The sequence below is a fragment of the Variovorax sp. efr-133-TYG-130 genome, from assembly GCF_030208835.1.
Lineage (GTDB): Bacteria > Pseudomonadota > Gammaproteobacteria > Burkholderiales > Burkholderiaceae_C > Variovorax.
The window spans coordinates 91,037-110,433 of sequence record NZ_JARVTD010000028.1 but is presented as its reverse complement, the minus strand read 5'-3'; the positions used below and the strand labels follow the sequence as shown (position 1 = coordinate 110,433).

Annotated in this window: 20 protein-coding genes; 10 read left to right on the top strand and 10 right to left on the bottom strand. The window is 67.5% G+C overall.

Going from position 1 to position 19,397, the window contains the following annotated elements:
• Positions 1 to 41: 41 nt before the first annotated feature.
• Genes QRN67_RS22580 through QRN67_RS22570 form a run of 3 tightly spaced genes read left to right on the top strand, consistent with a single transcriptional unit; the run spans position 42 to position 1,454 of the window.
• Positions 42 to 509 carry an Lrp/AsnC ligand binding domain-containing protein gene (locus QRN67_RS22580; RefSeq protein WP_081269309.1) on the top strand — a complete coding sequence of 156 codons (468 nt, stop codon included), beginning with the start codon at positions 42 to 44 and terminating at the stop codon, positions 507 to 509.
• 20 nt (positions 510 to 529) lie between these two features.
• On the top strand, positions 530 to 1,024 hold the full coding sequence (locus QRN67_RS22575; RefSeq protein ID WP_081269310.1) for a GNAT family N-acetyltransferase: 495 nt from the start codon (positions 530 to 532) through the stop codon (positions 1,022 to 1,024).
• A 28-nt stretch (positions 1,025 to 1,052) separates the two neighbouring features.
• A complete protein-coding gene (locus tag QRN67_RS22570) occupies positions 1,053 to 1,454 on the top strand; it encodes an OsmC family protein (RefSeq protein ID WP_106938091.1) in 402 nt (133 codons plus the stop codon).
• Positions 1,455 to 1,477: 23 nt separating this feature from the next.
• On the opposite strand, the gene QRN67_RS22565 is transcribed toward QRN67_RS22570, so the two are convergent.
• The 3 genes from QRN67_RS22565 to QRN67_RS22555 are packed head-to-tail and all read right to left on the bottom strand — an operon-like array spanning position 1,478 to position 4,197.
• Positions 1,478 to 2,659, bottom strand: coding sequence for a serine hydrolase domain-containing protein (locus QRN67_RS22565; protein ID WP_106938092.1), 1,182 nt, complete (start codon positions 2,657 to 2,659; stop codon positions 1,478 to 1,480).
• A gap of 21 nt (positions 2,660 to 2,680) precedes the next feature.
• Positions 2,681 to 3,040, bottom strand: a complete 360-nt coding sequence (locus QRN67_RS22560; RefSeq protein WP_081269313.1) for a winged helix-turn-helix transcriptional regulator — start codon at positions 3,038 to 3,040, stop codon at positions 2,681 to 2,683.
• Positions 3,041 to 3,069: 29 nt separating this feature from the next.
• Positions 3,070 to 4,197 carry an alpha/beta fold hydrolase gene (locus tag QRN67_RS22555; protein ID WP_285413679.1) on the bottom strand — a complete coding sequence of 376 codons (1,128 nt, stop codon included), beginning with the start codon at positions 4,195 to 4,197 and terminating at the stop codon, positions 3,070 to 3,072.
• A 158-nt stretch (positions 4,198 to 4,355) separates the two neighbouring features.
• Here QRN67_RS22555 and QRN67_RS22550 point away from each other — a divergent pair, with 158 nt between their 5' ends.
• The 3 genes from QRN67_RS22550 (at position 4,356) to lpxO (ending at position 7,459) form a co-directional block, all read left to right on the top strand.
• Positions 4,356 to 5,039, top strand: a complete 684-nt coding sequence (locus QRN67_RS22550) for a response regulator (protein ID WP_081269315.1) — start codon at positions 4,356 to 4,358, stop codon at positions 5,037 to 5,039.
• Positions 5,036 to 6,463: a sensor histidine kinase gene (locus QRN67_RS22545; RefSeq protein WP_081269316.1), complete on the top strand. Its 1,428-nt coding sequence runs from the start codon at positions 5,036 to 5,038 to the stop codon at positions 6,461 to 6,463. Before QRN67_RS22550 ends, QRN67_RS22545 begins: the two co-directional genes overlap by 4 nt.
• Positions 6,464 to 6,562: 99 nt before the next feature.
• Positions 6,563 to 7,459 carry a lipid A hydroxylase LpxO gene (lpxO, locus tag QRN67_RS22540; RefSeq protein WP_081269317.1) on the top strand — a complete coding sequence of 299 codons (897 nt, stop codon included), beginning with the start codon at positions 6,563 to 6,565 and terminating at the stop codon, positions 7,457 to 7,459.
• A gap of 4 nt (positions 7,460 to 7,463) precedes the next feature.
• Here lpxO and QRN67_RS22535 read toward each other — a convergent pair whose 3' ends face one another.
• Entirely contained in the window at positions 7,464 to 8,153 is a 690-nt protein-coding gene (locus tag QRN67_RS22535; RefSeq protein WP_234383168.1) for a phosphatase PAP2 family protein, read from the bottom strand.
• Positions 8,154 to 8,263: 110 nt separating this feature from the next.
• On the opposite strand from QRN67_RS22535, the gene QRN67_RS22530 reads away from it, so the two are divergent.
• The 3 genes from QRN67_RS22530 to QRN67_RS22520 are packed head-to-tail and all read left to right on the top strand — an operon-like array spanning position 8,264 to position 10,537.
• On the top strand, positions 8,264 to 8,953 hold the full coding sequence (locus tag QRN67_RS22530) for a response regulator (protein ID WP_106938093.1): 690 nt from the start codon (positions 8,264 to 8,266) through the stop codon (positions 8,951 to 8,953).
• On the top strand, positions 8,950 to 10,302 hold the full coding sequence (locus QRN67_RS22525) for a sensor histidine kinase (protein WP_081269319.1): 1,353 nt from the start codon (positions 8,950 to 8,952) through the stop codon (positions 10,300 to 10,302). Before QRN67_RS22530 ends, QRN67_RS22525 begins: the two co-directional genes overlap by 4 nt.
• Before the next feature lie 13 nt (positions 10,303 to 10,315).
• A complete protein-coding gene (locus tag QRN67_RS22520; RefSeq protein WP_081269320.1) occupies positions 10,316 to 10,537 on the top strand; it encodes an oxidoreductase-like domain-containing protein in 222 nt (73 codons plus the stop codon).
• Positions 10,538 to 10,586: 49 nt separating this feature from the next.
• Here QRN67_RS22520 and QRN67_RS22515 read toward each other — a convergent pair whose 3' ends face one another.
• The 4 genes from QRN67_RS22515 to QRN67_RS22500 all read right to left on the bottom strand — a co-directional run bounded on the left by QRN67_RS22515 (position 10,587) and on the right by QRN67_RS22500 (position 15,839).
• Positions 10,587 to 11,357: an ABC transporter permease gene (locus QRN67_RS22515; RefSeq protein ID WP_081269321.1), complete on the bottom strand. Its 771-nt coding sequence runs from the start codon at positions 11,355 to 11,357 to the stop codon at positions 10,587 to 10,589.
• A 13-nt stretch (positions 11,358 to 11,370) separates the two neighbouring features.
• Entirely contained in the window at positions 11,371 to 12,234 is an 864-nt protein-coding gene (locus QRN67_RS22510; protein WP_081269322.1) for an ABC transporter ATP-binding protein, read from the bottom strand.
• Positions 12,234 to 13,268, bottom strand: a complete 1,035-nt coding sequence (locus tag QRN67_RS22505) for an ABC transporter substrate-binding protein (RefSeq protein WP_285413678.1) — start codon at positions 13,266 to 13,268, stop codon at positions 12,234 to 12,236. The genes QRN67_RS22510 and QRN67_RS22505 overlap by 1 nt, the downstream gene beginning before the upstream one ends.
• 267 nt (positions 13,269 to 13,535) lie before the next feature.
• The gene (locus QRN67_RS22500) at positions 13,536 to 15,839 is read right to left on the bottom strand and encodes an NADP-dependent malic enzyme (RefSeq protein WP_106938095.1); all 2,304 of its coding nucleotides are present in this window, start codon (positions 15,837 to 15,839) and stop codon (positions 13,536 to 13,538) included.
• A gap of 188 nt (positions 15,840 to 16,027) precedes the next feature.
• On the opposite strand from QRN67_RS22500, the gene QRN67_RS22495 reads away from it, so the two are divergent.
• Positions 16,028 to 17,365: an NAD(P)/FAD-dependent oxidoreductase gene (locus QRN67_RS22495; RefSeq protein WP_081269325.1), complete on the top strand. Its 1,338-nt coding sequence runs from the start codon at positions 16,028 to 16,030 to the stop codon at positions 17,363 to 17,365.
• Positions 17,366 to 17,668: 303 nt separating this feature from the next.
• Here the strand turns inward: QRN67_RS22495 and QRN67_RS22490 are convergent, their stop codons facing one another.
• Both QRN67_RS22490 and hyi read right to left on the bottom strand, forming a co-directional pair.
• Positions 17,669 to 18,577 (bottom strand): 2-hydroxy-3-oxopropionate reductase, encoded by a 909-nt coding sequence (locus tag QRN67_RS22490; RefSeq protein WP_285413677.1) that lies wholly within the window; start codon positions 18,575 to 18,577, stop codon positions 17,669 to 17,671.
• Between the two features lie 27 nt (positions 18,578 to 18,604).
• Positions 18,605 to 19,390, bottom strand: a complete 786-nt coding sequence (hyi, locus tag QRN67_RS22485) for a hydroxypyruvate isomerase (protein WP_285413676.1) — start codon at positions 19,388 to 19,390, stop codon at positions 18,605 to 18,607.
• Between the last annotated feature and the right edge of the window lie 7 nt (positions 19,391 to 19,397).

Genomic DNA, 19,397 nt, shown 5'->3' with positions numbered 1-19,397 from the left:
ATCCGCTGCTGGAAATCACCCAAGGCCGCCTGCGAAGTGAAATGCCCGAACTCGACCGAATCGACCGCCGGATCCTCGATGCCTTGCAGCGCCAGGGCCGCATTTCCATGACCGAACTGGCCGAGCACATCGGCCTGTCGGCGTCGCCCTGCGCGGAGCGGGTGAAGCGCATGGAGCGCGACGGCGTCATCACCGGCTATCACGCGCGGGTGTCCCCCGAGGCACTGGGCAAGACGCTGCTGGTGTTCGTCGAGATCAAGCTGTCGGCCAAGTCAGGCGACGTGTTCGACAAGGTCAAGCAGGAGCTGCTGCACATGCCCGAGGTGCTCGAATGCCACCTGGTGTCGGGCAGCTTCGACTACCTGGTGAAGGCGCGGCTCAGCGGCATGAGCGAATACCGCCACCTGCTGGGCGACATCCTCAAGAAGCTGCCGGTGGCGGCCGAGTCGCACAGCTACGTGGTGATGGAGGAAATCAAGGAAACCCTGACGCTGGCCGTGGACCGCTGAACAGACCGCTGGACACAACGATGAGCACGGACCGCGACATTCCCGGCATCACCATCCGCCCCTGGCGGCTGGACGACTTCGACGCCGTCAAGGCCATCCTCGACGACACCTTCGCGAGCACCTGGCTGCCGCAACTCAGCCCGGAGGCGTTGCGCACCTACCGCGAGAGTGGCGAGCCCGTGGGCTACATCGACGAGATGGGTCCGGCCTTCTTCGTTGCCGAGATCGAAGGCGAGGTGGTCGGCATGGTCCATTGGGAGCATGACTTCGTGCATGCGCTGCACGTGCCGGCCGCGCAGCAGCGCCGCGGTATCGCACGCGCGTTGATGGCCTTCGCGGAAGACGGCATGCGCGCCAGCGGTGTGACGCTCGCGCGGCTGGAGACCGACACCTTCAACACGCAGAGCCAGGGCTTCTACCTCGCGCTCGGCTACCGCGAAGCCGACCGCTACCCCGATCTCGAATGGCACAGCGGCTTCACGACCATCCTGTACGTGAAGCCGCTTGCATCCTGAACAGCAACCTCCCACCAAGGACATCCGCATGACCATCTCGATCCGCCGCGACGGCACCACCGGCACGCGCCACATCCTGAAGATCCGCAACCACGAGATCCCGGTCGATGCCTCGCCGGCCGGCGGAGGCAGCGACGCCGGCCCCGAGCCGCACGACCTGTACGACGCGTCGCTCGCGGCCTGCAAGGCGCTCACCGTGCTGATCTACGCGCGCCGCAAGGGCATTCCGGTGGAAGACATCGAGGTGGTGGTCGACCGCGACGACAGCGAGGAGCGCAAGGGCGTCTACCGCCTGAAGTCCGGCCTGCGCGTGAGCGGCGACCTGAGCGAGGCGCAGCGCGACGAACTGCTGCGCGTGGCGGGCAAGTGCCCGGTGCACAAGCTCATGACCGAGGTGAAGACCGAGATCGAGACCGGCTGGGCCGACTGAGCCAGCGCGGCATCCGTTCGCGCTCAGTTCAGCACGCGGTACGCCCGCAAGGCGCGCAGCAGCGCCCACAGGCCCGCCTCGGCCGGCACGCTTTTCTCGTTGAACGACACGGCGATGTACACGTCGTCGGCCGGCACATAGGCCACGACGCTGGTGAAGCCCTCGATGCCGCCGCTGTGGCCCAGCATCAGGCCGGGGCCGTCGGGCACGTCGTAGAGCTGCACGCCCATGCCGTAGAACGAATTGCTCCCCGCGTAGGGCCCGAGCATGGCGGGCATCGCGGTGAACATGCGGTGCACCGAGGCCTCGGGCAGCACTTGGCCGGCCAGCAGCGCGTGCCAGAAGCGCACCAGGTCGCCGCCCGTGGAGGCCAGCGCGCCGGCCGCATAGGGCGTGGCGTACTGGTCGGGGGCATCGACCGGCCGGCCGGCCGCGTGCCCGGTGGCCACGGGCAGCTCGACGCCCGGCCTGCGCATGACCGTGTGCGTGAGCGACAGCGGCCGGATGAGCCGCTTCGCGAGCACGTCCGCCAGCGGCGCGCCTTCGACCTTCTCGATGATCACGCCGAGCATCGCGTAGCCGGTGTTGGTGTAGCTCCAGTTGGTCCCGGGGCAGAACTGCGGCTTCTGCGCAGTGCCGAGCGCGATGATCTCCGCCGGCGTCCGATAGGCCGTGCCGAACGTGGGCAGCGCGTTGAAGCTCACGATGCCGCTGGTGTGGCGCAGCAGCTGCTCGATGGTGATGAGCCCTGCGTTGGGTGCATCGGGAAACCACCTGTCGATGGTGTCGCCGAGCGCGAGCTTGCGCTCTTCCACCAGCTGCAGCACGACTGCGGCCGTGAGCGTCTTGGCGGTGCTCGCCACTTGGAAGGGCTGCTCGGGTGCCACGGGTTGCGGCGGCTCCTTGCGCGCCAGCCCGCGCGTGGCCGACCAGGTGCCTTCGCCCGGAATCGCGACCGCCGCGCTGGCGGCGGGCACGTGCTGCAGCATCTTGTCGAGCGCATTGCCGAGCGAGGCCTGCAGCCCGGCGGGAAGCTCCCCGTCGATGGAGCGCCTGAAGTCTTTCTGCCAGACCGCATCGGGCGCTGAACGCATGGGCGGCCCGGCGTAGACGGGCGACGGCGCACACGCCGGCTGCGCTTGCGCCAGGCCCCACGACACAGAGGTGGCGAGCAGCACCGCCGACGAAATTTTCAGCAACGACATTCGGGATTCCGGTTCACGAGGCTACGGCTGCCTGGCCGCCTGCGCCTTGGCGCGCGCGGTCTGCACGCGCTTGGCGTTGCGGTCGCCCCAATCCGCCAGCGGGCCGAGTGCCTCGTTGAGCGATGCGCCCAGCTTGGTCGCGGAGTATTCCACGCGCGGCGGCACTTCATGGAACACCTCGCGGTGGACGATGCCGTCGGCTTCGAGCTCGCGCAGCTGCTGGATCAGCATCTTCTCGCTGATGCCGGGCAGCTGCCGCTTGAGTTCGCCGAATCGGAAGGACTGCGCGTCGAGTTCGCGCAGGATCACGGCCTTCCATTTGCCGCCGATGACGTCGAACGCGGCGGCGATGCCGGCGTTGCCGGGTTTCTTTGATTTCATTGTGGGCCTGGAGGATTGCACCGTCGGGCTCACGCCCATGTCATGAACTGGATCGCGCGCAGCACTTCGGCTTCGCGCTCCATGAAGAAGTCGGTGTGGTTGCTGTTGTCGAGGGTCAGGCGATTGGGCGTGTCGAGCGCTTCCACCAGGCGGTTGGAGTCCGCGATGCGTGCGCGCCGGAAGATGCGCAGCATGTCGGCTGCGTCCTTTTCAGTCCTGGCGTCCAACGGCTGTTCGAGCCACGGGAACAGGTCGCGGTTGTCGGCCGGCAGGGCCGTGACCACCAGCGACGGCACGCGCACGGCCTTGTAGTCGGGCGAGAAGTTGTGCGCGGCGGTGTCCATGGCGGTCTCCACGTCGTCGGGCGTGTTCATGCGCACGCTGCCGTCGGTGCCCACCTCGACGGCGTCGCGCAGGTTGGCCTCCAGGACTGGCCACCAGTTTTTGGTCTTGCGCCGGTTGAAGGCGATGGCGGCCTGCAACGAGCAGTGGTCCGCGGCCGTCGCCCGGGGCTCGTCGAGCCTGCTGTTCATCGGCAGTTCTTCGCCGCCGCGTTCACCGTCCTTCGTGTAGTCGAAGGTGGTGTCGAGGTAGATGAGCCCGCGCAGGCGCTCGGGGTGGCGGCCGGCGAAGTGGGTGAGCTCGTTGCCGGCGATCGAATGGCCGCCAAGCACCACGCGCAGCAGGCCCAGGTCGTCGAGCACGGCTTTCAGGTCGCTGCCGAGGGTCTCCACCTCGTAGTGCTGGGTGGCGCTCTTCACCGGCAGAGGCTTGTCGGACAGGCCATAGCCGCGCCGGCTGATCGCCACCACGCGCGAGCGGGCGGCCAGCGCGGGCGCGAGGCTGTCGAAGCAGCGCGCATTGCCGCCCAGCCCGGCCAGCAGCACGATGGTGGGACCGGTGGTGCCGGCGCGCTGCCAGTCGCGCACCTGCAGCGAAACCTGCGGCGAGGCCGAGACCTTCACGCGGAGGTCGATGACGCGAACCGGACCGGTGCCGCTCGCCGAGCCCGTACCTGTTGCCGCGGCGCTCCCCGCGCGCGCGCCGCTGCCTCCTCCGCAGGCCGCGAGCCCGGCGGCGCCGGTGAGGGCCAGGGCGCGCAGAAGGCCGCGGCGCTGGGGTTGGAAGCGGTTCGGTGGGACAGGTGATGAATTCACGTCGATGTTCCGTTTGCAAGGGGTCGCTCGAGTGTGGTTTTCGTACCTGAAGGCCCGCTTGGGCGTTCATGAAGATTTCCTGAAGCACCCCGCAGCCGCTTGTCTGATACTTCGGCCTCGTTCCCGCCACCGGGCGGGGTTCGTTCGCATGGAGGCCCATGAATCTTTTGCTTGTTGAGGACGACCTTGATCTGGGCAACGGCGTGCGCATCGCGCTGGCCAATCAAGGCATGGATGTGGTGTGGGTCCGCAGACTCGACGACGCCCTGCGCACCCTCGACGGCGGCACATTCGACATGGTGTTGCTCGACCTCGGCCTGCCGGACGGCGATGGGCTCGACCTGCTGTTCCGCCTGCGCCGCGACCGCCAGATATTGCCGGTGCTGGTGCTGAGCGCGCGCGACGCGCTCAACGACCGGCTGCGCAGCCTGGACGACGGTGCCGACGACTACCTGGTCAAGCCTTTTGCGCTGGCCGAGCTGCTGTCGCGGGTGCGTGCGCTCGCGCGCCGCAGCTACGGCTTCAACGACGAGACCATCCGCATGCGCGGGCTGGCGCTGCACGAACCCACGCGGGGCGTGCTCGTCGACGGCGAGCCGGTCGAGCTGTCGCGCTGCGAGTTCGACCTGCTGGCGCTGCTGCTCAAGCGCACCGGCCGCGTGGTCACGCGCCGCGTGATGGAAGAGCAGGTGCTGCCCGGCGGACAGGCCAACGGCAGCAACTCGCTCGAGGTGCATATCTCCAACCTGCGCCGCAAGATCGGCCAGGGCTACATCCGCACGGTGCGCGGCATCGGCTACGTGATCGACGTGCAATCGCTGGTGCGGAGCACGACGAAATGATGCAGGCGCTGGCGCAGCGCTGGAAGAACTGGAAACAACCTTCCCTCATGCGGCGCCTGCTGCTGGCGCAGATGGGCGTGGTGGCCTTGCTATGGACCATGGCCGTCGCGCTGCTGCTGTACGACTCGTACGAAGACCCGGAACTGCTGAAGTACGACAAGATCTTCCAGACCGTGCTGGCGATCTCGCAGAACACGGCCGACCATCCCGACAAGCAGCAGGAAACGCTGGCAGCCTTCGACGCGGCGCTGCTCGAGACGGTGGGCGACGGCGACGCCGCGTCCGATTCCGCCCCGGTCATGCAGGTGTGGCAGGGCGACAGGCTGATCTACAGGTCGACCGCGGCGGTGCCCGTGATCCTCAACTCGGTGCCGAACCGCATCGAGACAGTGAAGGCCGGCAACCGCGAATGGCGCGCGCGCACGCTGGTGTCGCCCACCACGGACACCCGCGTCATGCTGGCCGAACCCAGCGTGTGGCGCCTGACCGTGACCGTGATGTACCGGGGCTACTACCTGCTGCCGCTGGTCATCAGCCTGCCGTTCCTGGTGTTCCCGGCGTGGCTGTCGGTGCGGCTTGCGCTGAGGCCCTGGCGCCAGGTGAGCAAGGAAACCGCCGAGCGGGGTCCCGCCGACCTCACGCCGCTGTCGTACACGCCGCCGCACAAGGAGCTGCAGCCGCTGGTGCAGAGCATCAACAGCCTGCTGCAGCGGGTGCGCGACAGCACCTCGCGCGAGCGCAGCCTGATCGCCGATGCGGCGCACGAACTGCGAACGCCGCTGGCCGCCATGCGCGTGAACGTCGAGGCCCTGAAGGAGCAGAGCACCGACGAGGGCCAGCGCGAGCTCATGGGCAACCTGTTGCGCAGCAACGACCGCGCGGCCCGGCTGGTGGGGCAGCTGCTGCAGCTCATGCGCAGCGATGCGGTCCCGGACAACGCGCTGCCGGTGATGCTGTCGCTCGACGCGCTGGTGCAGGACCGCCTCGCCATGATCGAGGGCCTGGCCAGCGCCCGGGGCATCGAGCTGGAGCTGGTGTGCGAAGACAACGTGCCGGTGCTGGGCGAACGCGAGAGCCTGGTCTCGATGATCGACAACCTCGTCAACAACGCCATCAAGTACAGCCCCGCGGGCGGCACGGTGATGGTCCACGTGGCGCACGAGGGCCCGCATGCGCTGCTGACGGTGTCCGACCAGGGACCGGGCATTCCGGCGGCGCTGCGCGAGCGGGTGTTCGACCGCTTCTTCCGCAACCCCGACCAGACCCAGAGCGGCAGCGGGCTGGGCCTGGCCATCGTGAAGTCGGTGGTCGACCGGCACGGCGGCGAGGTGACGCTCGGCGAAACCGCCGAAGGCGGCCTGCTGGCGACGGTGCGGCTGCCGCTGGCGATGGCCGAGGCGCCGCAGCCCATGCTCTGCAGCTGACACCGCCCCCGGGGCGGCCCAAAGGGCAATCGGCCCGAGTCAGGTCCGTTTCGGGGCGACGATTTACACTACGCGGCGCCGTTTACAGGACACTTTCCAATGAAGTGGGTCATTCTTGCCATCTTCGCGCTCAGCGCGCTCTACGTTCATTTCCGCGGCCAGGTACGGCATCGTTTCTTCAGACAGCTCTCTGATCACTCGACCTTCCTCGCCCCGCTGAACGTCTTCATGTACCTTTTCTCGAAGGTACCCGGTACGCCGTACCTGTCGCCCGCGCAGTTCCCCGAGATGCGCATCCTCGAGGAGAACTGGGAAGTCATCCGCGAGGAAGCCCTGGCCATGCGCAACGGCGGCAGCATCAAGGCCTCGAGCCAGTTCAACGACGTGGGCTTCAACTCGTTCTTCAAGAGCGGCTGGAAGCGCTTCTACCTCAAGTGGTACGACGAGGCGCATCCCTCGGCCGCCGTGTTGTGCCCGCGCACGACCGAGCTGCTCAAGGGCATCGGCACCATCAAGGCCGCGATGTTCGCGGAGCTGCCCCCGGGCAGCCGCCTGGTGCGCCACCGCGATCCGTTCGCGGGCTCGCTGCGCTACCACCTGGGCCTGTGGACGCCGGGCGTCGAGGGCTGCTACATCGACGTGGACGGCCAGCGCTACCACTGGCGCGACGGCGAGGCGGTGGTGTTCGACGAGACCTTCATCCACTACGCCGAGAACACGACCGACCACGATCGCGTGATCCTGTTCTGCGACATCGAGCGCCCGTTGAAGTACCGCTGGGCCAGTGCGGTGAACCGCTGGTTCGCCAAGAACCTGCTTGCCGCGGCCAGTTCGCCCAACGACGCGGGCGACAAGACCGGCGGCATCAACCGCGCATTCAAGTACATCTACCAGATCCGCGTGGTCGGCAAGCGCCTGAAGGCATGGGACAAGCGGGTGTACTACCTCGTGAAGTGGGCCATCTTCGGCGGCCTGGCCCTCTGGATCTTCTGGTAAGCCTTCAGGCCCCGGCCGGCACCAGCTCGCCGCGCGGGCTGCCTGCCCGGCACACGACGGCAGCAAGCAACGTGCCGCCCAGCACGTCGAGCAGCACATGCTGCCGCGTCGCCAGCGTCGAGTAGACGATGCCAAGCGCCCACAGCATGTTCAGTGCCTGCACCCACGCCGGTGCCTGCACGCTGCGCAGCTGACGCCGCAGCAGCACCGCGGTGAACACCGCGAACGCGACATGCAGCGACGGGAACGCATTGCCGCCCACGTCTGTGGCTTTCAGGAACTGCAGCGCCGGATATTGCGACCAGTCGACCGGGAACACCGGCACTGTCGTGGGAAAGAACCAGAACACCATGAGGCCGATGGCCGCCATGATGGCGGCGTCACGCGCGCAGGCTTGGAGTTGCGCCTTGTCCTTCGCGAAGGCTGGCGCCAGCGAGATGTAGAACCACAGCGAGCCGTAGAGCACCATCGCGTCGCCGCTCACGCCCACCCAGTGGTCGAGGCGCGTGAGCGGCATCACCGTCGGCGCCGAAGGCGGGTGGTGCATCACCCAGAAGTACACGACGAAGAAGCCCGAGATGCCGACGGTGGTGCCGATCATCTTCACCAGCCAGAGCGTGGCGATCCGATGGCCCAACGCCAGGTACCAGGGCCGCGAAGGCAGAGGGGAGGAAGTCGCCGGGCGGGAGGTCATGGAGCGCCCCAGCTTATGCCGCTGCATTGCGTGAACATTGCGTCGCGTCAAAAGCCCTCTCCTAGAATGGCCCGCCTCTTTTCCCGCATCCAGCCCCTGCCGCATCCCTCATGAGAATCCTGCTCGTCGAAGACGAAGTCGACCTCGCGCAAGCCCTGGCCTCGGCCCTGCGGCAGAACCAGGCGGTGGTCGACGTGGCGGGCTCGCTGCGCGAGGCCGAGGAAGCGGTGCTGAGCGCGCCGCACGACGTGATCGTGCTCGACCGGGGCCTGCCCGACGGCGACGGACTGTCGCTGGTGCGCTTCCTGCGGCACAACGAGATTTCCACCGCCGTGCTGGTGCTCACGGCCATGACCGATGTCGCCGAGCGGGTGCTGAGCCTCGATGGCGGCGCCGACGACTACCTGGCCAAGCCCTTTTCGATGGACGAGCTGATGGCCCGCGTGCGCGCGCTGGCCAGGCGCCCCGCGGTGCGCGCCAACTTCACCATGACGCTGGGGCAGCTGAGCTTCGACCACCACATGCGGCAGGCCCACGTCGGTGACCTGAACCTCACGCTGCCGCGCCGCGAACTGCTGGTGCTCGAGACGCTGCTCGAGCACCGCGGCCGCACCGTGCTGCGCGAGACCATGCAGGACCGCGTCTACGGCGACAAGGACGAGATCCAGTCGAACGCGCTCGACACCCACGTGTCGCGGCTGCGCTCCAAGCTCGACAAGGCCGGCGCGCAGGTCGAGATCCATGCGATACGCGGCGTGGGCTACCTGATCTGCGCGGCTACGCCGCCGAACATCGGATGAGCCTGAGCCTGCTCTCGCTGCGCTGGCGGCTGATCTGGAGCCTGATCCTGCTGCAGGTGGTGGTGGGTTCGCTGGTGCTGGGCGGCTTCATCGGCCTGGCGTGGGTGGCCGGCCGCATCGTCGACGAGACCGGGCAGGAGACCATCGCGGTGATCCAGCGCGCGCTCACGCGCGACGCCGAAGGTCGGCTCGCCGTTGCGCCGACCCCCGAAATCCGGCGCCTGGACGAGGCCGACTCTTCGTTCTGGTTCATCGCGCGCGACGCCGCGGGCTCCGAAGTGCGCCACGGCGATGTACCCGCGAAGTACGCCGGCCTGGCGACCACGCTCGACGGCATGGAGCGCCTGACCATCGACCCGTCGAAGGACAACACCCAGCCCAAGGCCCGCTTCGAACGCGTGGAAACCGACGCGACGGGCCCCGTCAACGTGGTGGCCCAGACCGGCGCGCCGCTCACCGTCAAGACCACGCTCAAGGGCACGGGCCTGGTGTTTCTCTTTCTGGTGGCGCCGATGGCGCTGGTGACCTGCCTTGGCGTGATCCTGGCCACGCCCTTCGTGGTCAAGCGCGGGCTCAAGGGCGTGGTGGCCACCGCCGAGCATGCGGAGAGCATCGACGTGCACGAGCGCACCACGCGGCTGCCGCTGGCCAACGTGGCAAGCGAGATCCGCCCGCTGGTCAACGCCGTGAACCGGGCCTTCGACCGGCTCAACGAAGGCTACGACCGGCAGGAGCGCTTCCTGGCCGATGCCGCGCACGAGCTGCGCACGCCCATCACCACCCTGCAGATCCACCTGGAGCGGCTGCCCCACGATCCGCTCAAGGTGAAGCTCAGGCAGGCCTCCGCGCGGCTGGCCACGCTGGCCGAGCAACTGCTCGATTTGCAGCGGCTGGACCGCATCGCCTCGCACGACGCGCAGGTCGATCTGAAGCCGCTGTGCGAGCGCGTGGCGGCCGACATCGCGCCGCTGGCGATCATGAACCGCTGCACGCTGTCGGTCGATGCGCCCCGGGCGCTGCTGGTGCGCGGCGACGCGCCCTCGCTCGAACGCGCGCTCACCAACCTGATCCAGAACGCCATCGAGCACGGCGGGCAGGGCTGCGACATCCAGGTGCGGCTGTGGGAGCCCTCAGGCTTCGAGGTGCTCGACTCCGGGCCGGGCATTCCGGAGGCCGACCGCGAGCGCGTGGTGGCGCCGTTCCACCGGCTGGTGCCGCGCGGGCGCGGCGCGGGGCTCGGCCTGCACCTGGTGGCCGAGGTCGCGCGGCTGCACGGCGGCCAGCTCACGATCGGCTCGAGCGAATCGGGAGGTGCAAGGATGCGGCTCGAACTGAACCTGGCGGCCTGAGGACCTTGATGCCATGAACCCCATCGACCGGCTGCCGGAACCCACCAACCTCGCCGAAGCGCAAGCGCTGATCGTGTGCGTGCAGGCGCTGCTCGACGCGCAAGGCGTCGTCCTGCGCCCACCGCCGCCCGAGCCCACCACCTGCTGCGGGCGGGGCTGCAACGGCTGCGTGTGGGAGGGCTGGCTCGCGGCGGTGAACTACTGGCGGGACGAGGCTTCGCTGTTGCTGGGGTGAGTGGGGGGCCGGGGCCGGCAACCGACCTGCCAGCTTCGCGGGCTGCAGCCTACTGGTTCTGCGAGCCGCGGTGCGCCCACCCCGTGGTGTGCTTCTCGATCACGCTGAAGAGTTCGTACATCAGCATCGCCATCGCACCCACCACCATCAGGCCCGCGAAAGCCAGGCCCATCTGCATGGCGGAGCCGGCGGAGATCAGCAGGTAGCCGATGCCTTCGTTGGCCGCCGTCATCTCGCTCACCGTGGTGCCGACGAAGGCCAGCGTGATCGCGACCTTCAGCGAGCCGAAGAAGTAGGGCATGGAGCGCGGCAGGCCGATCTTCATGAGTACGTCCCAGCGCTTGGCGCCGAGCACGCGCAGCACGTCTTCGAGTTCGGGCTCCAGCGTCGCGAGGCCGGTCGCGATGTTGACCATGATCGGGAAGAAGCTGATCAGGAAGGCCGTGAGGATCGCCGGGCCCACGCCGATGCCGAACCACACCACCAGGATCGGCACGAAGGCCGCCTTGGGCAGTGCGTTGAATGCCGTCATGAGCGGGTAGATCGCCGCATACGCGATGCGCGAGCTGCCGATGACGAAGCCCATCAGCACGCCCACCACGATCGCCAGGCCGAAGCCCGCCATCGTGACCCAGAAGGTGCGCCACGCGTGGCCCGCGATGATTTCCTTGAACTCCCAGAACTGGTTCCAGATGCGCAGGGGGCTCGGGAAGATGAAGTCGGAGACCTCGAAGCCCGCGCAGATGACCTGCCACAGCAGGAGCACCGCCACGAGCAGCAGCCACGGCGACCAGCGTTCGATTTGCTTGGTGTTCTTCATGGTGATGCGCGGCTCAGTGGGACACGGCGGCGGCGGTCTGCGCCGCGCTGATGCCGGTGTTGCGGATGGCGCCGATGTGCCCGCGCAGCTCCAGCACGATGTCGGTGAACTCCTTGGTGTAGGTCAGCTCCAGTTCGCGCGGGCGCGGCAGCTCGATCTCTCGCTTGACCACGAAGCGCCCCGGGCTCTTGCTCATCACGTACACCGTGTCGGCCAGGAACACCGATTCGCGCAGGTCGTGCGTGACCAGGATCACGTTGAACTGCTGCTCGGTCCACAGGTCGCGCAGGATGCACCACAGCTCTTCGCGCGTGAAAGCGTCGAGCGCGCCGAAGGGCTCGTCGAGCAGCAGCATCTTGGGCTCGTGGATGAGCGCGCGGCAGATGCTCGCGCGCTGCTGCATGCCGCCCGAGAGCTGCCACGGGAACTTGTCTTCATAGCCGCCGAGGCCCACCTTCTGCAGCAGCCGGCGGGCACGCTCCTCGTATTCCTTGCGTTTCGACTTGAAGTTGGAGCGGTAGGGTTCGACGATCTCCAGCGGCAGCAGCACGTTGTCGACGGTGGTGCGCCACGGCAGCAGCGACGGCGCCTGGAAGGCCATGCCCGAGATCTTGAGCGGCCCGGTCACGGGCTGGCCGTCGATGCGGATCTTGCCCATCGACGGCATCTTCAGCCCGGTGGTGAGCTTCATGAAGGTCGACTTGCCGCAGCCCGAGGGGCCGACGATGGCGATGAACTCGCCGCGCCTGACCTTCAGGTCGATGGCCTCGACCGCGAAGTGGTTGGCGCGAAGCAGCTCCTCGTTGTAGGCGAGCCAGACGTCCTGGAAGTCGACGAAGGGGGCGGCCGTATTTGTTGCGAGCGATGCGTCCGCCATCACTTCTTCGTCAGGACGTTGAGTTCGGCCGCCGGCGGCAGCATGGCCGAGGTCCACACGGCGTCGGGGTTCACGCGCGTCTTGGTGGCGAAGGCGTCGGACACCTGCGAGGCCATGAGCGACATGCGGCCCGAGTTCACCGCGCCGAAGCCCTCGGCGCGCGCATCGGCGCTGTTGATGACGGTGTCGATCGCCAGCTGCAGCCGGCGGGTTTCGAGCTTGCTGTCGATGATGCCGTCGCGCGCCTTCACCGACTCGATGGCCACGGCCGGGTTGGCGATGACTTCCTTCGCGCCCTTGGCAAAGGCCGAGAGGAATTTCTTCACCGCCGCCGGGTTCTCCTTGATGAGCTTGGGCGAGGCGATGATGACGTTGCCGTACAGCTTCACGCCGTAGTCGGGGTAGGGCAGGATCACCACGTCGGCCGCCTTGGCGCCGCGCGCCTCGAGGTTGAGCAGCGAGGTGAAGGTGAAGCCGGTGATGGCGTCGATGTCGCCGCGCATCAGCATGGTCTCGCGCAGCGTCGGGTCCATCGCGGTCCAGTTGACGGCGCCGATGTTGTTGGCCTTGGCGAAGATGGGGAACGCGCGGCGGCCCGCGTCGAACACCGGCGCGCCCAGCTTCTTGCCGGTGAGGTCGCCCGGCTTGGTGATGCCGCTCTTCTTGAGCGCCATGACCGAGGCCGGCGTGTTGTTGTAGACCATCATCACCGCGACCGGCTTGTTGGGGCTGTCGGGGTTGTTGGCGTGGAACTCCATCAACGCCGCGAGGTCGGCGAAGCCCATGTCGTACGCGCCCGAGGCCACGCGCGTGACGGTGCCGCCCGAGCCGTTGCCCGCGTCGATGGTCACGTCGAGGCCGGCGGCCTTGAAGTAGCCCTTGGCGGCGGGATGCAGGAACAACGCGGCCGGCCCTTCGAAGCGCCAGTCGAGCTGGAACTTGATCGGCGTCGAGGTCTGCGCGAAGGTTGGAGCAAGGCCGAAGCTGAGCGCCGAGGCGGCGAGGAAGGACTGGAGCAGGTGGCGCTTGTTCATGCGGGATCGTTCCGTGAAAGGTGAATGCAAGGTGTTGCCGGGTCAAGCAAAAACGGTGCCCGCACGTGATTGGTGCGAACCCTCCCCGTGGATCAGAGTGGTGCGTAGCCCCTGGAATATGCACCTTCGACGGGAAATCCCTTCGATTTCAGGGGGCGCTTGCACCGAATGCGAGCCAACATGGGTCGCCCACGCCCGATCGGGGCCAAGAAAAACGCCCCGCTGCAAGTGCCGCAGCGGGGCGTTTTCAAGGGTGTGAAAACCGTCTTACTTCAGTGCGGTCGTCGCGTTCGCCACTGCCAGCGCCGTCATGTTGACGATGCGCCGCACGGTCGACGTGGGCGTCAGCACATGCGCCGAACCCGCCGCGCCCAGCAGGATCGGGCCGACCGTGATGCCGTTGGCGCCCGTCATCTTCAGCACGTTGTAGAGGATGTGCGCCGAGTCCAGGTTCGGGCACACCAGCAGGTTGGCTTCGCCGGTGAGCGTGGTCTCGGGCAGGGCGGTGCGGCGGATTTCTTCCGACAGTGCCGAGTCGCCGTGCATCTCGCCGTCGCACTCGATGTCGGGCGCCATCTGCGCGAACAGGTCGCGCGCCAGCCGCATCTTGCGCGCCGAGCCGCGGCTGGAGGTGCCGTAGTTCGAGTGCGAGAGGAAGGCCACCTTCGGCGGTAGGCCGAAGCGGCGCACTTCCTCGGCGGCCATCATGGCGATGCTGGCCAGCAGCTCGGCGCTCGGGTCTTCGTTCACGTTGGTGTCGGTGATGAAGACGGTGCGCTTTTCCAGCGTGAGCGCGTTCAGCGTCGCGAAGCCGGGCGCGCCGCGCTTCAGGCCGATCAGGTTGCGGATGTGCTCCAGATGCACGTCGAAGCGCCCGACGAGGCCGCAGATCATGGCGTCGGCGTCACCCAGGTGCAGCATCAGCGCGGCGATGATGGTGTTGGAGCGGCGCACCATGGTCTTGGCGGCCTCGGGCGTGACGCCGCGGCGGCCCATGAGCTTGTGGAAGCTCTCCCAGTAGATGCGAAAGCGCGGATCGTCCTCGGGGTCGACGACTTCCACGTCCGTGCCGACTCGGATGTGCAGGCCGGCCTTCTTGATGCGCGCCTCGATCACGGCGGGGCGGCCGACCAGGATCGGCTGTGCCAGGCCTTCGTCGACGGCCAGTTGGGCGGCGCGCAGCACGCGCTCGTCCTCGCCCTCGGCGTACGCCACGCGCTTGGCGGCGGCGATCTTGGCGGCGCTGAAGACCGGGCGCATGAACATGCCGGTCTGGTAGACGAAGCGCGTCAGGTGCTGGCGGTAGGCCTCCATGTCCTCGATCGGTCGCGAGGCCACGCCCGAAGCCGCGGCCGCCTTGGCCACCGCCGGCGCGATGCGCAGGATCAGGCGCGAGTCGAAGGGCTTGGGAATGATGTAGTCGGGGCCGAAGGCCAGCTCCTGGCCGGCGTAGGCGGTGGCCACCTCCTCGCTGATGTCGGCCTTGGTGAGGTCGGCGATCTCGCGCACGCAGGCCAGCTTCATTTCTTCCGTGATCTTGCTGGCGCCGCAATCGAGCGCGCCGCGGAAGATGTAGGGGAAGCACAGCACGTTGTTGACCTGGTTCGGGTAGTCCGAACGGCCGGTGGCGATGATGCAGTCCGGCCGCACGGCCTTGGCCAGTTCGGGGCGAATTTCAGGCTCGGGGTTGGCCAGCGCCAGGATGATGGGTTGCGTGCCCATGGTCTTGACCATCTCTGCCGTCATCACGCCCGGGGCCGAGCAGCCCAGGAACACATCGGCGTCCTTCACCACGTCGGCAAGGGTGCGGGCGCCGGTGTCTTTCTGGGCGTAGCGTGCCTTGGATTCGTCGAAACCGCCCGCGCGGCCCATGTAGATCAGGCCCTTGGAGTCGCAGGCGTAGATGTTGGCGGGCTTGGCGCCCAGGCCGACCATCACGTCGAGGCAGGCGATGGCGGCGGCGCCGGCGCCGGAGACCGCGATCTTCACTTCCTCGATCTTCTTGCCGACCAGTTCCAGGCCGTTGAGGAGGGCCGCGGCCGAGATGATGGCCGTGCCGTGCTGGTCGTCATGGAACACCGGGATGTTCATGCGCTCGCGCAGCTTCTTCTCGATGTAGAAGCACTCGGGCGCCTTGATGTCTTCCAGGTTGATGCCGCCCAGCGTGGGCTCCAGCGCCGCGATGATGTCGACCAGCTTGTCGGGGTCGTTCTCGGCCAGCTCGATGTCGAACACGTCGATGCCGGCGAATTTCTTGAACAGGCAGCCCTTGCCTTCCATCACCGGCTTGGACGCCAGCGGGCCGATGTTGCCCAGGCCCAGCACGGCCGTGCCGTTGGTGATGACACCCACCAGGTTGCCACGGGCTGTAAATTCGGCCGCCAGCGACGGGTCGGCCGCGATGTCGAGACAGGGATAGGCCACGCCCGGCGAATACGCCAGCGACAGGTCGCGCTGGTTCAGCAGGGGCTTGGTCGGGGTGATCGAGATCTTGCCCTTGACGGGTGAGCGGTGGTACTCGCGCGCTGCCTCGCGAAGTGCTTCTTCTGCAGGGGAAAGGGGTGCAGCCATGAAAGTCTCCTTGTTTCTGACGGGCAACGAGGCTACCGCAAAAGGGCGGCTTGTTCTTACAGGGGGAATGCCGAAAACGCCTGGATCCATATCTTCCTGCGGATAAGGCGGGGCGGTCGCTTCGCTAAACTGCGCAACTGTTAATTAGCGTTAACCAGCAGCACAACCACAACGAGGGACAAGAGCGTATGACACCCGGACCTTTCACAAGCACCGACCCGGACGTCGTCGTCATCGGCGGCGGCCCTTCGGGTTCGACCGTGGCGGCCCTGCTGGCCGACAAGGGCCACGACGTGGTGCTGATCGAGAAAGCCCAGCACCCGCGCTTCCACATCGGCGAGTCGCTGCTGCCGATGAACATGCCGCTGTTCGACCGCCTGGGGGTGCGCACCGAGGTCGAGGCCATCGGCCTGCGCAAGCACGGCGCCGAGTTCGTCTCGCCCTGGCACGACCACAGCAGCCATTTCGACTTCGGACAGGCGATGGACAAGAGTTTTCCCTACGCCGTGCACGTGCGCCGTTCGGAATTCGACGAGCTGCTGTTCCGCCATGCCGGCAAACGGGGCGCGCGCACCTTCGAGGGGCAGCGTGTCACGGGCGTGGACATGGACGCGGGCAAGGGCACGCCCGACAACCGGCCGCTGGTGAAGGTCAAGGCCGACGACGGCGCCGAGACCAGCTGGCGCCCGCGCTTCGTGATCGATGCGAGCGGGCGCGACACACTGCTGTCGAACCAGTTCGACGCCAAGCAGCGCAACCGAAAGCATGCGAGCGCCGCGCTCTACGGGCACTTTGCCAACGCCGAGCGCCGGCCCGGCCGCTTCGAGGGCAACATCTCGCTGTTCTGGTTCGACCATGGCTGGTTCTGGTACATCCCGCTGAAGGACGGCACGGTGAGCGTGGGCGCGGTGGCGTCGCCGGCCTACTTCAAGCGCCGCAAGGGTTCGCTCGAGGAGTTCCTGATGGAGACCATCGCGCTGGCGCCCAAGCTGGCGGCGCGGCTGAAGAACGCCACGCTGATGGAAGGCGCCACCTCCACCGGCAACTACGCCTACGATTCGAAGTTCTGCCGCGGCGACCGCTTCATGATGGTCGGCGACGCCTATGCCTTCGTCGATCCGATGTTCTCGTCGGGCGTGTACCTGGCGATGAACAGCGGCTTCGAGGCCGCCACCGCGGCCGACCACTGGCTCAAGGGCGAGGCGAGGGAAGCCGAACGCGCCTTCCGCCACTACGAGAAGGTCATGAAGCGCGGGCCGAAGATGTTCTCGTGGTTCATCTACCGCATCACCTCGCCGGCCATCCGCCGGCTGTTCATGGCGCCGCGCAACATCTGGCGCATGCAGGAGGCGTTGCTGTCCATCCTGGCGGGCGACCTGTTCCGCGATACGCCCATCGGGCCGCGCTTCTGGGGCTTCAAGGTGACCTACTACGCGTCATGCCTCGGCATCCTGCCGCAGGCCGTGAAGACCTGGGCGTGGCGCCGGCGCAATCTGAAAGAGTCTCTCGACGCGGTGAAGACCTGATCTCTTTTCAGGCACTGCGGGGGTATTCGGGGCGCGCTCACGCCGACGGGGTACCTTGCTCCGCGAATGTCCTCCGGCCTGCGGCCTCCCCCTTTATTTCGCTGCGCAAGGCACCCCGCCGTCGTGATCGTTCAGAGCACTTGTTGATCAGCCAGCGCAAGAGCAGCGCTCGTTGTGCACAGGGCGCCGGGTGCTCCCCGCAGCGAAATAAAGGAGGAGCCGAAGGCGGGGGACATTCGCGGAGGGGAGTACCCGGTGTCCTGTGCACATACCCCGAACGACCCCCTGGGATCCCGGCAGCCCTCAGTCCGGCGAAACGGCGTGCTGGGCAAGCGCTTCAAGCGCCTTGACCAGCGCCGAGTGGTCCAGCTGGCCATAGCCCAGCGCCGCGCATGCGTTCATGAGCTGCGCCGCATTGGCCGTCTGCGGCAGCGACACGCCCAGCGTGCGCGCGCTCTGCATCGCCAGGTTCAGGTCCTTCTGGTGCAGCGAGATGCGGAACCCCGGCGCGAAGGTGCGCTTGATCATCCGCTCGCCGTGCACTTCGAGAATGCGCGAGCTGGCAAAGCCGCCCATCAGCGCCTGCCGCACCTTGGCGGGATCCGCGCCGGCCTTCGAGGCGAACACCAGCGCTTCGCTCACGGCTGCGATGTTCAGCGCCACGATGATCTGGTTGGCCACCTTGCAGACCTGGCCGTCTCCCGCGCCGCCCACCAGCGTCACGTTCTTGCCCATCCTGTCGAGCAGCGGCTTCACGCGGCCGAAGGTGCCTTCGTCGCCGCCGCACATGATGGTGAGGCTCGCGGCCTTGGCGCCCACTTCGCCGCCGGAGACCGGCGCGTCGATGTAGCCGGCGCCCAGCGACGTGATGCGGCGCGCGAAGTCTTTCGTCGCGATCGGGTCGATGGAGCTGCAGTCCACCACGATCTTGCCGTGCGAGTCCTTCAGGCCGGCGGCCACGCCTTCCTTGCCGGGTTCGCCGAACAGCACCTTCTCCACGTCGGGCGTGTCCGGAACCATGATGAAGATGATGTCGGCCTGCCGCGCCACCTCGGCGCCCGAGGCGCAGATGGTGGCCTTCGACACGAAAGGCTCCGGCGTGTTGCCGTGCGTGTTCACGAACAGCTGGTGGCCGGCGTCGAGCAGGTGGCCCGCCATGGGCGCGCCCATGATGCCGAGGCCGATGAATCCGATTTTTTGTTGGGTTGCCATGTCTTTGTTTCCTTGTCTGTCCGGTGCTTATTGCTGTTGCGTGAGTGACTCGCGCCAGCCGAGGCCGTTGACGGTGTCGGTGCGCGGCTTGTATTCGCAGCCGATCCAGCCGTCGTAGCCGAGCGAATCGATGTGCCGGAACAGCCACGGGTAGTTGATCTCGCCCGTACCCGGCTCGCCGCGCCCGGGGTTGTCGGCCAGCTGGATGTGGCCGATCTGCGCCAGGTGCTTCGAGAGCGTGTTGCCAAGCTCGCCCTCCATGCGCTGCGCGTGATAGATGTCGTACTGCACCCGCAGGTTGGACGAGCCGACCGCCTCGATCAGCGCCAGCGCCTGGTCGGTGCGCGTGAGGAAGAAGCCCGGAATGTCGAAGCTGTTGATCGGCTCGATCAGCAGGCGCAGGCCCGCGGCCTCCAGCTCGCGCGCGGCCAGGCGCAGGTTGTCGATCACCGTGCGGTTGACGGCGTTGATGTCGGCGCCCGGCGGCACCTTGCCGATCAGGCAGTTGACCTGCGGGCAGCCGAGTGCGCTCGCGTAGTCGATGGCCATCGCGATGCCTTCGGCAAACTCGCCGGTGCGCTCCGGATGGCAGGCGATGCCGCGCTCGCCCTTGTCCCAGTCGCCGGCCGGCAGGTTGTGCAGCACCTGCTGCAGGCCGTTGGCGCGCAAGGCAGCGGCCAGCTCCTTCTTCTCGAAGGCATAGGGGAACAGGTACTCCACGCCCTTGAAGCCCGCCTTGGCGGCGGCCTCGAAGCGTTGCATGAAGGGCAGCTCGGTGAAGAGCATCGTGAGGTTGGCTGCGAATTTGGGCATGTGCAAG

Bases quoted from the DNA above. Each gene is read 5' to 3' on its own strand.
- QRN67_RS22510 (WP_081269322.1), bottom strand. From the start codon at position 12,234: ATGGCGGACGCATCGCTCGCAACAAATACGGCCGCCCCCTTCGTCGAC.
- hyi (WP_285413676.1), bottom strand. From the start codon at position 19,390: ATGCCCAAATTCGCAGCCAACCTCACGATGCTCTTCACCGAGCTGCCC.
- QRN67_RS22490 (WP_285413677.1), bottom strand. From the start codon at position 18,577: ATGGCAACCCAACAAAAAATCGGATTCATCGGCCTCGGCATCATGGGC.
- QRN67_RS22535 (WP_234383168.1), bottom strand. From the start codon at position 8,153: ATGACCTCCCGCCCGGCGACTTCCTCCCCTCTGCCTTCGCGGCCCTGG.
- QRN67_RS22530 (WP_106938093.1), top strand. From the start codon at position 8,264: ATGAGAATCCTGCTCGTCGAAGACGAAGTCGACCTCGCGCAAGCCCTG.
- QRN67_RS22525 (WP_081269319.1), top strand. From the start codon at position 8,950: ATGAGCCTGAGCCTGCTCTCGCTGCGCTGGCGGCTGATCTGGAGCCTG.
- QRN67_RS22520 (WP_081269320.1), top strand. From the start codon at position 10,316: ATGAACCCCATCGACCGGCTGCCGGAACCCACCAACCTCGCCGAAGCG.
- QRN67_RS22500 (WP_106938095.1), bottom strand. From the start codon at position 15,839: ATGGCTGCACCCCTTTCCCCTGCAGAAGAAGCACTTCGCGAGGCAGCG.
- QRN67_RS22570 (WP_106938091.1), top strand. From the start codon at position 1,053: ATGACCATCTCGATCCGCCGCGACGGCACCACCGGCACGCGCCACATC.
- lpxO (WP_081269317.1), top strand. From the start codon at position 6,563: ATGAAGTGGGTCATTCTTGCCATCTTCGCGCTCAGCGCGCTCTACGTT.
- QRN67_RS22580 (WP_081269309.1), top strand. From the start codon at position 42: ATGCCCGAACTCGACCGAATCGACCGCCGGATCCTCGATGCCTTGCAG.
- QRN67_RS22515 (WP_081269321.1), bottom strand. From the start codon at position 11,357: ATGAAGAACACCAAGCAAATCGAACGCTGGTCGCCGTGGCTGCTGCTC.
- QRN67_RS22565 (WP_106938092.1), bottom strand. From the start codon at position 2,659: ATGTCGTTGCTGAAAATTTCGTCGGCGGTGCTGCTCGCCACCTCTGTG.
- QRN67_RS22560 (WP_081269313.1), bottom strand. From the start codon at position 3,040: ATGAAATCAAAGAAACCCGGCAACGCCGGCATCGCCGCCGCGTTCGAC.
- QRN67_RS22495 (WP_081269325.1), top strand. From the start codon at position 16,028: ATGACACCCGGACCTTTCACAAGCACCGACCCGGACGTCGTCGTCATC.
- QRN67_RS22550 (WP_081269315.1), top strand. From the start codon at position 4,356: ATGAATCTTTTGCTTGTTGAGGACGACCTTGATCTGGGCAACGGCGTG.
- QRN67_RS22505 (WP_285413678.1), bottom strand. From the start codon at position 13,268: ATGAACAAGCGCCACCTGCTCCAGTCCTTCCTCGCCGCCTCGGCGCTC.
- QRN67_RS22545 (WP_081269316.1), top strand. From the start codon at position 5,036: ATGATGCAGGCGCTGGCGCAGCGCTGGAAGAACTGGAAACAACCTTCC.
- QRN67_RS22575 (WP_081269310.1), top strand. From the start codon at position 530: ATGAGCACGGACCGCGACATTCCCGGCATCACCATCCGCCCCTGGCGG.